Raw genomic sequence first — 12162 nt, forward strand, 5'->3', positions numbered from 1 at the left:
CTTTATGAAAAAAGAACTTGACTTGGTCTTGGCGCCTGAGATAGCCTATGACCCTGCCCTTCTGGAGCGCGAGCTTTTGCAGCAAGCCGGAATCACCCGCTCTAAGGACGCGGCTTTCATCCATAAAATAAAACGTTCCATTGATGCCCGTGGCCGCAAGGTACAAGTAAAGGTGCGTGCCGATGTATACACCCAGGCTCCGGACCTTTCTACCCTGCTGCCCACTTATCACTATCCAGAACTGAAACCAGACGCCAAGCGGGTCCTTATTGTGGGCGCTGGACCGGCCGGGCTATTCGCGGCCTTGCGGTGTATTGAACTAGGCTTAAAACCGGTGGTGGTGGAACGCGGCAAAGATGTGCGCAACCGTCGTCGCGATTTGGCGGCTATCAACAAGGAGCATATTGTGAATCCCGATTCCAACTACTGTTTTGGGGAAGGCGGGGCAGGAACCTACTCAGACGGGAAACTCTACACCCGTTCCAAAAAACGCGGAGATGTGCAGCGTATTCTGCAGATCATGGTGCAGCACGGCGCCACTACTGATATTTTATTCGATGCCCACCCCCACATCGGGACAAACAAACTGCCGGTTCTGATTGCCGAGATGCGGGAAACGGTGTTGGCGGCGGGCGGCGAAATTCACTTCAACACGCGGGTGACGGATTTCATCTTGGAGAGAAACCAGATGAAAGGCGTGATTACCGCCGATGGCACTTCTCTGGAGGGCGAAGCCGTGATCCTGGCCACTGGTCACTCGGCCCGGGATATTTATGAGTTGCTGCACGCCAAGAATATACTTATTGAGGCCAAACCTTTTGCCATGGGTGTGCGGGTGGAGCACCAACAAAGCCTTATTGACGGAATCCAGTACCACTGTGACGGCGACCGGGGCATGCACTTGCCGGCGGCTTCTTACGCGTTGGTACAACAGGTGGCTTACAAAGGCCAAGAGCGCGGCGTGTTCTCGTTCTGCATGTGCCCAGGTGGCTTTATAGTACCGGCGGCCACTGCGCCCGGTGAGGTAGTGGTGAATGGCATGTCGCCTAGCCGTCGGGATTCCAAGTACGCCAACTCCGGCATTGTGGTAGCGGTAAACCTGGAGGACATGGACCTGAAACAACACGGCGCTTTGGCCGGATTGCGTATGCAACAGGCTCTGGAGCAGAAAGCGTGGGCAGCCGCGGGTGGTACCCAGGTGGCCCCTGCCCAGCGCCTCCATGATTTCGTGAAGGGGAAGGTTTCCTCTTCGCTGCTGGATACTTCCTATCAGCCGGGCTTGGCCTCCGTGGACATGCTGGAAGTATTGCCGCCTATGATCGGGCAACGGTTACGCGGTGGTTTCCAGGAATTCGGCTATAAAATGCGGGGCTATCTTACCAACGATGCCCAGATTGTAGGAGTGGAAAGCAGAACCTCTTCACCGGTACGCATACCTCGGGACAAAGAAACGCTGCAGCATCCGCAGATTCAGAACCTGTTCCCTTGCGCCGAAGGTGCCGGGTACGCCGGAGGTATCGTATCGGCGGCTATGGATGGGGAACGTTGCGCGGAGCAGGTAGCTGTTTTGATCCGCGGTTAACCCGCTTCGTTTTTGTGAGTATAACTACTATGGCGTTTCGCGCCTGATTTTTTAATCTAAAGGGAGAAGTGATGAAAAAGACCGTGGTAATAGGCGCCTCTGATAACCCAGGACGCTACAGTTATAAAGCTGTCCATCAGCTGAAAAGATCAGGACATGAGGTGGTGCCGGTGGGCATTAAGCGCGGAGAGGTGGCAGGTTTACCTATTGAGACAGAGAAACCCTCCATTGACGAGGTGGATACGATTACCCTGTACGTGGGTCCGCAGAACCAACCCAGCTGGTATGACTATATTCTTTCACTGAAGCCTAAGCGCATCATCTTCAATCCGGGTACCGAGAACTACGAACTGGAGAAGAAAGCGAAGGAGCAGAACATCAAAACCCTGCACGCCTGCACCCTAGTCATGCTTTCCGTAGGGAATTACTAGGCTTTAGGAGCCGAATTGTATAAAAGGGTTTAGGGGCTGTTTTCAAGGAAAACCCCTAAACCCTTTTTTTATTTCCGAAGGTATAAGAAAGCTGCTAAGGTGTAAGCTTTCACCCAAAGCTGCTTTGTTTTATGCCGATTTCTGAAGAACAAGTCAGAAACAAAATTACTTTTTCTTCTCTTCTTTGGTTTTCAGGCCTGCCGCTTTCAGGTCTTTGTAGCCACCAATGTTATAGACGTTGGTGAATCCTGCCTCCTGCATCAGTTTCAGGGCCTGTCCGCTGCGGTTTCCGCTGGCGCAGTAGAGATAGTAGGTTTTGTCTTTGTCCCATCCGGCAAATTCCTGGGCGAACTTTCCGCCCCTGAAATCTGAGTTGCGGGCTTTCTTCAGGTGCCCGGCCTCGAACTCCTCGGGGGTACGCACATCCACCAGAACGCCTTTCTCCTTTTTGCTAACCTCTTTATATTCTGTGGCCGCAAGTACGGCTTTCGGCTTTTCCTGGGCCCACAAGGGCTGAGCGCAAAACAGCGCTAAAACGAACATGATTATTTTCATTCTATAAAGATGCAGGGATTGCCCTGTTAAACCAAACCACCCCAATCTTCAAGTCTCAGAAGTTTAAAATGGGGATTTTGTTTTGACCCTGCTTTTCTAAAATCAGACTTAAAACAAAGTTTATAAACTTATTTCAGTGGAACGACAAGTTTGTTCTAATTCACTTTTAGTTGTATAACAGAGCTTTATCTTATTAAAGTATACTTTTATCCTATTTACATGCAGAGAATCTTATATTTACTTGAAAATTTTTCCGGACCTCAGGCAACCGATTTCTGAGGGGGTGCATCTATCATACAAACAGGCAGAAATTATAGCTTAAAATCTCTACAACCCGTGAATGAGTCAGAACTGGTACTAGCACTGCAACAAGGCGATGCCAAAGCCCAGCGAATCTTGTACGATCGCTACGCCGGCCCCATGATGGGCGTGTGCCTGCGGTACCTCAAGAATGAGATGGATGCCGAGGAGGTCCTGATCAACGGGTTCATGAAGGTGTACCAACATGTGGGCCGGTTTGAGCAGAAAGGAAGCTTTGAAGGATGGGTTCGCCGTATCATGGTGAACGAGGCGCTGCAGCACTTGCGCAAGCAGGAACCCATGCACCTGGCCATTGAAAAGGAACACAACTACCTGGCTTCAGAAGACGCCTCGGCAGACAGTGAAATGACCGCCGAGGAAATGATGGAGTTATTGCTGGAACTTCCGGCCGGCTACCGGGCAGTCTTCAACTTATATGCCATTGAAGGTTACTCGCACAAAGAGATTGCGGAAATGCTCAACATCAGTGAAGGCACTTCCAAGTCACAGTTAAGTAAAGCGCGGGCTATGCTGCAACGCATGCTGGCCCAGCAAGGAGTAGTGATCGCCCTCTAAACAGACAAAGACATGAGCGCAGAAGATTTAGATAAATTATTCAAAGACAAACTGCAGAACAGACCTGTTGCCCCCGGCAACGATGTTTGGGAGCGCATGCAAGCCCGCATGCAGCAGAATGCCCAGCAGGAAACCCCCAACCCGTTCCTGGTGCCAGCTGCAGTTGAGGAGAAGGAAGAACGCGGTACCGTACGGATGTGGTATTACTCTGCCGCTGCCGCGGTGACCATGCTGCTGAGCGTGGGGCTCTGGGTAAACCGTGACAACATAGATCCGCTGCAACCAACGGGCACGGTTGCCACGGTGCAGGAGCACCAGCAAACGCCTTCAGAAAGAGTATCTCCTGCTCAAGAGACGGAGTCAGATAAGGTAAACGCCAACGGGCAACCAGAGCAGAAATCAGTAGCTGACCAGGATAACACTACCCTCTACCCTGCTGCTGCACCCAAAGCTACGGAACGTAACCAAGTCTTGGCTTCTGTGAACACGAAAGCTGCGCCAACCACCTCTAAAAGAATAGAGGCTGCCGCAGAGAGAACCAGAAAAGAAGGTGTAAAAGAAGAAACCACCAGAGCTTTCCAGCAAGCCCAGGAACCGGTGATGATGGCCGCTGCCATCCCAGTGAAAGCACAAGAAGCCGCCAAATCCAACGCTGAGGTAGGTGGTTTAGAAATAATTGTAAAATTAGACAACGCCCAGGCAACCACCTCCCTCGCCCAGGCATCTACTAAAGAAACGGACACACCGCACACTGAGGACCAACCTGGATCTGGACGCGTTCTGAAAGGCATCCTGAAACAAGTGAAGAACCTCAAAGACGGTGAGAAAGTGAATCTTTCAGAAATAGGTATCACCAAACACACCTATGCTTTGGAAACCCGCATAGGAAACAAAAAAATTACAAAGACTATAGAACTCTAAAATCCCATTTCAATGAAACGTTTGTATGCCCTGCTTTCGGCCATCATGATGGCTGCAGCTATCGCCTTGCCTTCTCACGCCAGTTCAAAAGCCTTTAAACCAGCTGCGATCCAAGATACGCTCATTCTGAAGCTCAAAAATGAGGCCCGCTTGCTGGTGGTGGTGAAAGATGTGAAGGATTTGAAAAATCTAAAAAGCCAGAGCATTGACTCCATTCTGCTGCTGGTAGAGAAATACGCTGACCAGATTGAGGCCGCCGGTAAAAAAGGCGAAGAAGTGACCGTTACCATTGACAAGTCCACAGCCAATACCTCTGAGGACGTGAACATCACCATCACCCAGAACGGCCCGGATGGTACCGAGGTCACCATCAAAGAAAAGAACCGCATCCGGATCACCGACAAAGTGGGCATTGACATTGATCACGATGAGGATTCCAACTCTACCAAGGTGAAGCTGAACGTGGGCGACGCAGACTCTGTTGAAGTTGCCGAAAGAAACGAGGAGCGGTACAAGAACCGTCACCCCAGAAAATCCCTCGATTTCCAGATAGACGCGGGTATTTCCACCTGGTTGAACAAAAAAGAGATGCCCGGAAGCGCTGTTTCAGACATCAACTTCAGAACCGCCGCTTCCCGCTACATCAGCCTGAACACCAAATGGTACAACCGCATTGGCGGAGAAGAAAGCCCCGTGCGCCTGATCACTGGTTTCACCGTGGACTTCCACAACTACATGTTTGATGACAACATCATGATCCAGAACACCGGCGAGAAAACAGAGTTTGTGATTCCCACCGGCCTGGACCTGGAGAAAAGCAAACTTGCCACCACTTCCCTCACCGTGCCGTTGGAACTGGGCTTCGATTTCAAGAACAGAAAAGGCAAAACAGCTTTCAAATTAGGCGGCGGCGGCTTTGTAGGGTACATGCTCAGCAGCCACTCCAAAGTGAAATACTCCCAAGACGGAGACAACGTGAAGAACAAAGCGAAAGACGATTTCTACCTGAATGATTTCCAGTACGGCCTCTCCGGATTCATCGGGATTAGAAGCCTGGAGTTCTTCGCCAAGTATAACCTCAACGACCTGTTCCAAGAAAACAAAGGACCTCAGGCCAACGCCTTCGCTGCCGGAATAAGAATCGTAAAATTCTAAACTGAAGCTGGTATGTAGATAAAACAAAAGAGGAGCTATTACGCTCCTCTTTTGTTTTATGGCTGGTGATTGTTTTGAGGTTGTTTTCACAAAAACACCTTGTAAACAGTTTATCGGTTTTAAGTAATCCTTAATGTTTGGCCAAAGGCCTATTGAATGTTCCGGAAGAAGTTATCCAGGAGAATGGCGGTGGCGGTGCCTACGTTCAAAGACTCCGCGCCACCGCGGCCGGGGATGTGCAACGGTTGAGAAACCAGGTTCATGATCTCGGGCCGGATGCCGTGCGACTCGTTGCCCATCACCAGCACGCCTTGGGGCTGCAGATCCTGTCGGTGTACGTTCTCTCCTTCCAACGCCGCTCCATAGACAGGTACGTTTTGGGGCCGTTTTTCCAGAAACGAGGCTAAATCAACGTAGTGTGGGGTGATGCGCGTGAAGGAGCCCATGGTGGCGGCAATGACTTTCTGGTTGTAGAAATCGGCGGAAGATTCTGAGAGCACAATGGAGGTGAGCCCGTACCAGTCGGCAATCCGGATGATGGTGCCCAGGTTCCCAGGGTCCCGCACTTCGTCCAACGCCAAAATAAATGGGTGTTGGCTCCAGGCGAACTCCGGCACCGGGCGCATCTTGGCAATGGCCAGCGCGGCGTTGTTGGTTTCCATGGATCCGGCCTTGCCCAGTTCTTCCTCGCCTACCGTGATCACCTCAAAACCTTTCCGGAGGAGATGGGTATGTTTGAGTAAAAATTTTTCGGTGGCCAGAACCGTTTCCAGTTCAAAGTCTGATTGCAGCAATTCTGCCACACTCTTTTCACCTTCCACCGTGAAAGCTTGGTGAAGCAACCGATATTTCTTTATTTGCAGTGACCTAATGTACTTCAAAAGCCCCTTTGAGATCATAATCCTTCTTCGTTTGAAGCTACGATGTTACGTATTCGGCGCGGTATTCACAATGCTGGGCTTTTTTATGGGCTGCACGCCTACCCACCACTTAGCCGAAAACGAGCGGCTGCTCTGGAAGATAAAACTGGAAGGGGTTGAACAAGCCGACAAAGGCGCCATTACCCCGCTTTACCAGCAGAAACCCAACCGTCGGGTGCTGGGCTCCCCTATTTACCTCAATCTCTATTACTTAGGCAAGAACTTCTACAACCCCGAGCGCATTCAGGCCAATATTGTAGAGGAAACCGAGGACTATGCCCGCCGCATTAAAAGGGCCGGCAGCGACTCGGTGAAGGTGGACAAACTCATCGAGAAAAAGGAAAATAAACTTAACCGGCTCCAGAACAAAAAGGAGAACGGCAACTGGCTCATGCGCACTGTGGGCGAGCCGCCGGCCATCTTTGACTCGCTTAAACTGGTGCAAACGCAGGAGCAGGTAGGGATTTACCTCAGCTCTAAAGGCTTTTTCAGAAACAAGGTCACGGCCACCATTGAGGTTAAAAACAAGAAGGTGTACGCCACGCTGCTGGTCCATGAAGACAAGCCGTACGTGGTTTCGCAGCACACCTATCAGGTACCTGATACGGCCATCCTAAGGATCCTGAACGCGAACCAGAAGGAAAGCCTGATCAAGGTAAAGCAGAACTTTGATGAGGCGCTGCTCACCCAGGAACGCACCCGCATTGAACAGCTCCTCAAAAACAACGGCTTTTTTGATTTCCGGCAGCAGTTCATCACCGTGGAGGCAGACACCAGCTACGAGGAATACACCGTCAGGCTGAGCACGATCATCGCGAACCCCACCGACACCACGGTGCACAAGATCTACACGATCCAGGATGTCTTCTTCACCACCGATGCCGGGCTCAACCGTTTTGGCCGCTCCCGCGATACCGTGGAGCTGAACAACATCCATTTCCTGGCCTATGACCAGCGCATCAAACCGCGCATCCTCCAACGGAAAGTCATCATCCGGAAAGGCCAGACGTACTCGGCTAACCGCACGCTCAACAACCAGCGCATCATCAGTAACCTGGATGTGTTCAAGTACACCACCATCAGCTACACCAAGTCTGATTCGCTCTCCGGTGAGCCGAACCGGGGCTTCCTCAATACCCAGATCAACACCTCGCTGCTGCCGCGCTTCCAGGAAACCACCGAGATTGGCGGTACTTTCACCGAACAGGTACCGGGGCCTTATGCCAGTATGCGTTTCCGGATCAGGAATATCTTTGGCGGGGCCGAGATCTTTGACATCGGGGTAAGGGCCGGGATTGAAGGGCAACTGCAGCGTAACGTGAACACGGTAGGCCGCAGAACGGAAATTGGCGCCGACATGGGCGTGACTTTCCCGCAGATTCTGGTGCCGTTCCGGACGAATGATTTGCTTGTGCGCTTTAACCCGCGTACGCGTTTCAGTACCGGTTACACCTATGTTGACCGGAATGAATACACCAGAACCAACCTGGATTTCTCCTTTGACTACATTTGGCAACGCCTGAACATCCACCAGTTCAGTTTCTCTCCGCTGGACATTAACGTGATCAGCACACCGCGCATTGACCCTACCTTCAATGAATACCTGCTTACCTTAGAGCAGTCTGGTAACCCTTTGAACGAAAGTTTCAAGAACGCCTTTGTCTCGTCCATCAACTTCACCAGCCTTTACAACACCGCCAACTACAACCAATCCAACGACGCCAAACTGTTCCGGATTTTTGCCGAGACGGGCGGTCTGCTCTGGAATTACGTGGCCGAGCAGTTCAAGGACTTCAACACCTACCGGTTTGCCAAACTGAACCTGGATTACCGCCGGTACCATTCCTTAGGCAACAACATGACGTTTGTGTACCGTGCCAACGGCGGGGTGGCCAAACCACTGGGAACCTCAAGGGCCCTTCCTTATGACAAATACTTTTTTGCCGGTGGGTCTTCCAGTGTTAGAGCATGGTTACCGCGCCGCTTGGGACCGGGTTCCAGCGCACTCATCAACAAAACCACCGGCGAGACCGATTACTTATTTGAGCAGACCGGCGAGATCTTGCTGGAGTTGAATTCAGAATACCGGTTCAGGATGTTTCGGTTTGGCAGTACCAACGTGAACGGGGCTTTGTTCCTGGATGCGGGTAACATCTGGCTTTTCAAGGAACGAAACACCAACCCCAACCCCGAGTTGTACGAAGCCCAGCCGGGCGCTCAGTTTCAGTTTAACCGCTTCTACAAAGAGTTGGCGGTGGGTACGGGTTTCGGGGTACGGTTTGATTTCACGTTCGCCATCCTGCGCTTTGATATCGCCACAAAGGTCTATGATCCTGCACAGCCGCAGGGCAGTCGGTTCGTCATCAATGAATTCCGGTCTAATAGGATCTTCGGGAACAACACCCAAACCACTTTCAACCTTGGCATTGGCTATCCATTTTAAACCGTTGGTTTAAACTCTTAAGTTGAGATGCTAGCGGGGGGCTGGATGATAAATATAGAATAAGCCTGCAAAAGAAGAGCTCCTGTTTTAGCATTGTTTTCTGAGAAACAGCACTAAAACAGGAGCTCTTCTACTTTTATATATTACTTGAGCTAAGCTTTTAATCGAAATTAGTAGCCGAGTAGTTCTTCCAGAGCTGCAAACACCTTCTCAGCATTGGGGAGCATCATTTTTTCCAACTCCACATTAAGGGGCACGGCAGGTAAGTTCTCGGCGCCCAAGGTGAAGACTGGTGCATCCAAATACTTGAAGCAGGTCTTGCTGATGCGGCCGGCCAATGACTCCGCGAAGGAATTCTGGAGGGGTTCTTCGGTTAAGACCAAGACTTTGCCGTGGCGTTTCACCGATGCTTCCACTGATTCATAGTCCAGCGGATTCAAGGTGCGTAGGTCCACGATCTCAACTGAACCAGGTAACCGCTTGCTGGCGGCTTTGGCCCAGTATACGCCCATGCCGTAGGTGATTACGGTAAGGCTGTTGCCTTGGTTTAGTTGTTCCTCAGAGGCTTGCTGCACCACGTTGGCTTTCCCCAATGGCAGGATGTAGTCTTCTGCGGGCTCAATAGTTTTGGCGTCCTCGGTGCCGGGTACTTTGGACCAGTACAGGCCTTTGTGTTCCAGCATGACTACTGGGTTGGGGTCCAGGAAAGCCGCTTTCATGAGACCTTTCATATCAGCGGCGTTGCTGGGGTACACCACTTTAATGCCCCGGATATTCAGCAAGGTAGACTCAATGCTGCCGGAGTGGTAAGGACCTCCCCCGCCGTACGCTCCAATAGGTACTCTGATGAGCGACTGCACCGGGAATTTGCCCATGCTCAGGTAACAGCTTTTGGAAAGTTCCTCCACCAACTGGTTGATACCCGGCCAGATGTAATCCGCGAACTGGATCTCCACAATGGGTTTTGCACCTACGGATGACATTCCGGCCGTTGATCCAACAATGTAGGCTTCCTGGATGGGCGTATTGAACACCCGGGCATCGCCGTACTTTTTGGCCAGCAAGGCCGCCTCCCGGAAAACCCCTCCCAGTTCACCACCTACGTCCTGGCCGTAGAAGAGCGCGGTGGGGTACTGTTTCAGTAGATCATCCACGGCATGGAGGGCTGCGTCTACCATGGTGGTTTTCTCAGCATTCTGGGGAGCACGCTCGCCACTTTCCCGGGTGATGGGGGTTGGCGCAAATTCATGCTGGTGAAAGGTGGCCGGATCTGGGTCTGGTGCTGCCAAAGCCTTTACGTACTGAGCCTGCACTTCCTCTTTCACTTCCTGGGCAATGGAGATGAGTTCATCAGCGGTGAGGCCCTGTTCCAGCAGGTAAGTGCCCAATTTGGGCAAAGGGTCCAATAAACCATGCTCTGCTAGGTTATCGCCGCGGTACCATTCTCTTCTTACTCCGGAGGTATGATGGCCCAGCAAAGGGCACTTGGCATGCACCAGCACCGGCCGACGTTCCTGCCGGGCAATCCGGAAGGCCTCGGCCATGCCGGTATAGGAATCTATGAAATCAGCGCCGTCGACCCGCATTCTTTCCAGGCCTTTGAAGCCGGCTGCGTACTCATAGGCATCCATGGCGCGCATTTCGGAACCCGTGGCTGAAATACCCCAGTCGTTGTCCTGCACCAGGTAAATGATGGGCAATTTCTTAAGCACCGCCATCTGGAAGGCCTCCGCAACCTCGCCCTCGGTTACGGAGCCATCGCCCAGGGAACAGACCACTACGCGCCCCTCCGCCGCATCCACCAGGTTCTGCGACTCCAGATACGCCAGCGCGTGGGCCATACCCGTGGCCGGAATGGCCTGCATGCCTGTGGCCGAACTTTGGTGCGGGATCACGGGAAAGCCTGGCCTGCGCAGGGACGGGTGCCCGTAGTACGTGCGGCCGCCGCTGAAAGGATCGTCGCGCTTGGCCATGAGCTGGAGCATGAGCTCGTAGGGTGTCAGGCCCAGGCCCAATAAAACGGATTCATCGCGGTAGTAAACCGATAAATAATCTTTCTCGGTCAGGTGAAAAGCCGTGGCCAGTTGGATGGCTTCGTGGCCGCGAGAGGTACTGTGGACGTATTTGCTGCAAATGGCTTTGTTTTCTTCGTAGGTGTCGGCCATGGCTTTGGCGGTGAGCATCAGCCGATAGGCTTTTAAGAGAAGCTCAACCTGCACCGGGGCGGGAGCTTCAACAGACGTCTGGTTCATAAGCTAACATTTGTTCGGTTTCCTAAAGTACGGCTAATCCAGAAGAAAGCAAAATGGAGAAATGCAGGACCTCTCCCATTTATCGCCTATTTTTGCCAAATCGCCTGTAAAACGGAAAAGCAACCATAATGAGAGATACGATACAAAAATGGTTTAAGTCATTCCAGGAGCGCCTCTGCGCCGATCTGGAGAACTGTGACGGAGTAGCCCGCTTCCGGGAAGACCACTGGGACAGACCCGGCGGCGGCGGCGGGGCGGCCCGCGTAATTCAGGACGGAGCCGTTTTTGAAAAAGGAGGCGTAAATTTCTCAGCGGTGGAAGGCGTACTGCCCGAAAAAGCCGCTGCGGCACTGCACCTGCCAGACCCGCATTTCTTCGCTACTGGAGTCTCGGTGGTGATTCATCCGGCCAATCCGCATGTGCCCATCACGCACATGAACGTGCGTTATTTCGAGGCGGGCAACGGCGAGGCTTGGTTCGGCGGCGGCATTGACCTCACGCCCATCTACGTGAACAAAGACCAGGTACGGTTCTTCCACCAGCAGCTGAAGAACACTTGCGACCGCTTTCACCCGGAATATTACGCACAGTTCAAGCGCTGGGCCGATGACTACTTCTACATTCCGCACCGTGATGAAACCCGGGGCGTGGGAGGCATCTTCTTTGACCGATTGACGCCCACCGAGGAGATTTCCCTGGAAGAGCGGTTCGCTTTTGTGCAGGCGGTTGCCGATACCTTTTCTCCTACGTATACCACCATTGTAAACCAGAACAAGGACCTGGAGTTCAGCGGGCACGAAAAGGAATGGCAACTGATCCGGCGCGGCCGATATGTAGAATTCAATTTGGTGAACGACCGCGGCACCAAGTTTGGGTTAGAGACCAATGGCCGCACCGAGTCTATCCTCATGAGCCTTCCGCCTCTGGCCTCCTGGCACTACAGCCATGCGCCTGCCCCAGATTCTCCCGAAGGGGAAGCCTTGGCCTGTTTCAGAAAAGGAATTGACTGGGTTAGTCCCGCATAAAG

The 12162-nt window shown here is 52.3% G+C and carries 10 protein-coding genes; 7 read left to right on the forward strand and 3 right to left on the reverse strand.

Annotated features, from left to right (window positions below; translation table 11 throughout):
* Positions 1-4: 4 nt before the first annotated feature.
* Together FOA19_RS12945 and FOA19_RS12950 are read left to right on the forward strand one after the other, a co-directional pair.
* Positions 5-1582 (forward strand): NAD(P)/FAD-dependent oxidoreductase, encoded by a 1578-nt coding sequence (locus FOA19_RS12945; protein ID WP_149091223.1) that lies wholly within the window; start codon positions 5-7, stop codon positions 1580-1582.
* 71 nt (positions 1583-1653) lie between these two features.
* Positions 1654-2013 (forward strand): CoA-binding protein, encoded by a 360-nt coding sequence (locus FOA19_RS12950; RefSeq protein ID WP_149091224.1) that lies wholly within the window; start codon positions 1654-1656, stop codon positions 2011-2013.
* A 165-nt stretch (positions 2014-2178) separates the two neighbouring features.
* Here FOA19_RS12950 and FOA19_RS12955 read toward each other — a convergent pair whose 3' ends face one another.
* The gene (locus FOA19_RS12955) at positions 2179-2568 is read right to left on the reverse strand and encodes a rhodanese-like domain-containing protein (RefSeq protein ID WP_223808886.1); all 390 of its coding nucleotides are present in this window, start codon (positions 2566-2568) and stop codon (positions 2179-2181) included.
* A 336-nt stretch (positions 2569-2904) separates the two neighbouring features.
* Here FOA19_RS12955 and FOA19_RS12960 point away from each other — a divergent pair, with 336 nt between their 5' ends.
* From FOA19_RS12960 to FOA19_RS12970, 3 genes are read left to right on the forward strand one after another with little or no spacing between them, the layout of a single operon-like run.
* Positions 2905-3444 (forward strand): RNA polymerase sigma factor, encoded by a 540-nt coding sequence (locus tag FOA19_RS12960; protein WP_149091225.1) that lies wholly within the window; start codon positions 2905-2907, stop codon positions 3442-3444.
* A 12-nt stretch (positions 3445-3456) separates the two neighbouring features.
* Positions 3457-4365 carry a hypothetical protein gene (locus FOA19_RS12965; RefSeq protein WP_149091226.1) on the forward strand — a complete coding sequence of 303 codons (909 nt, stop codon included), beginning with the start codon at positions 3457-3459 and terminating at the stop codon, positions 4363-4365.
* 12 nt (positions 4366-4377) lie between these two features.
* Positions 4378-5520, forward strand: a complete 1143-nt coding sequence (locus tag FOA19_RS12970) for an outer membrane beta-barrel protein (protein ID WP_149091227.1) — start codon at positions 4378-4380, stop codon at positions 5518-5520.
* 149 nt (positions 5521-5669) lie between these two features.
* Here FOA19_RS12970 and FOA19_RS12975 read toward each other — a convergent pair whose 3' ends face one another.
* Entirely contained in the window at positions 5670-6419 is a 750-nt protein-coding gene (locus FOA19_RS12975) for a TrmH family RNA methyltransferase (protein WP_149091228.1), read from the reverse strand.
* A 52-nt stretch (positions 6420-6471) separates the two neighbouring features.
* Here FOA19_RS12975 and tamL point away from each other — a divergent pair, with 52 nt between their 5' ends.
* Positions 6472-8883 carry a translocation and assembly module lipoprotein TamL gene (gene tamL / locus FOA19_RS12980; protein ID WP_190300394.1) on the forward strand — a complete coding sequence of 804 codons (2412 nt, stop codon included), beginning with the start codon at positions 6472-6474 and terminating at the stop codon, positions 8881-8883.
* A 170-nt stretch (positions 8884-9053) separates the two neighbouring features.
* On the opposite strand, the gene FOA19_RS12985 is transcribed toward tamL, so the two are convergent.
* Complete coding sequence (locus FOA19_RS12985; protein WP_149091230.1) at positions 9054-11135, reverse strand: alpha-ketoacid dehydrogenase subunit alpha/beta; 2082 nt, start codon at positions 11133-11135, stop codon at positions 9054-9056.
* A 128-nt stretch (positions 11136-11263) separates the two neighbouring features.
* On the opposite strand from FOA19_RS12985, the gene hemF reads away from it, so the two are divergent.
* Positions 11264-12160 (forward strand): oxygen-dependent coproporphyrinogen oxidase, encoded by an 897-nt coding sequence (hemF, locus tag FOA19_RS12990; protein ID WP_149091231.1) that lies wholly within the window; start codon positions 11264-11266, stop codon positions 12158-12160.
* Positions 12161-12162: the final 2 nt, after the last annotated feature.

The organism is Rufibacter hautae (assembly GCF_008271695.1).
GTDB lineage: Bacteria > Bacteroidota > Bacteroidia > Cytophagales > Hymenobacteraceae > Nibribacter > Nibribacter hautae.

Bases quoted from the DNA above. Each gene is read 5' to 3' on its own strand.
- hemF (WP_149091231.1), top strand. From the start codon at position 11,264: ATGAGAGATACGATACAAAAATGGTTTAAGTCATTCCAGGAGCGCCTC.
- FOA19_RS12950 (WP_149091224.1), top strand. From the start codon at position 1,654: ATGAAAAAGACCGTGGTAATAGGCGCCTCTGATAACCCAGGACGCTAC.
- FOA19_RS12970 (WP_149091227.1), top strand. From the start codon at position 4,378: ATGAAACGTTTGTATGCCCTGCTTTCGGCCATCATGATGGCTGCAGCT.
- FOA19_RS12955 (WP_223808886.1), bottom strand. From the start codon at position 2,568: ATGAAAATAATCATGTTCGTTTTAGCGCTGTTTTGCGCTCAGCCCTTG.
- FOA19_RS12975 (WP_149091228.1), bottom strand. From the start codon at position 6,419: ATGATCTCAAAGGGGCTTTTGAAGTACATTAGGTCACTGCAAATAAAG.
- FOA19_RS12985 (WP_149091230.1), bottom strand. From the start codon at position 11,135: ATGAACCAGACGTCTGTTGAAGCTCCCGCCCCGGTGCAGGTTGAGCTT.
- tamL (WP_190300394.1), top strand. From the start codon at position 6,472: ATGCTGGGCTTTTTTATGGGCTGCACGCCTACCCACCACTTAGCCGAA.
- FOA19_RS12965 (WP_149091226.1), top strand. From the start codon at position 3,457: ATGAGCGCAGAAGATTTAGATAAATTATTCAAAGACAAACTGCAGAAC.
- FOA19_RS12945 (WP_149091223.1), top strand. From the start codon at position 5: ATGAAAAAAGAACTTGACTTGGTCTTGGCGCCTGAGATAGCCTATGAC.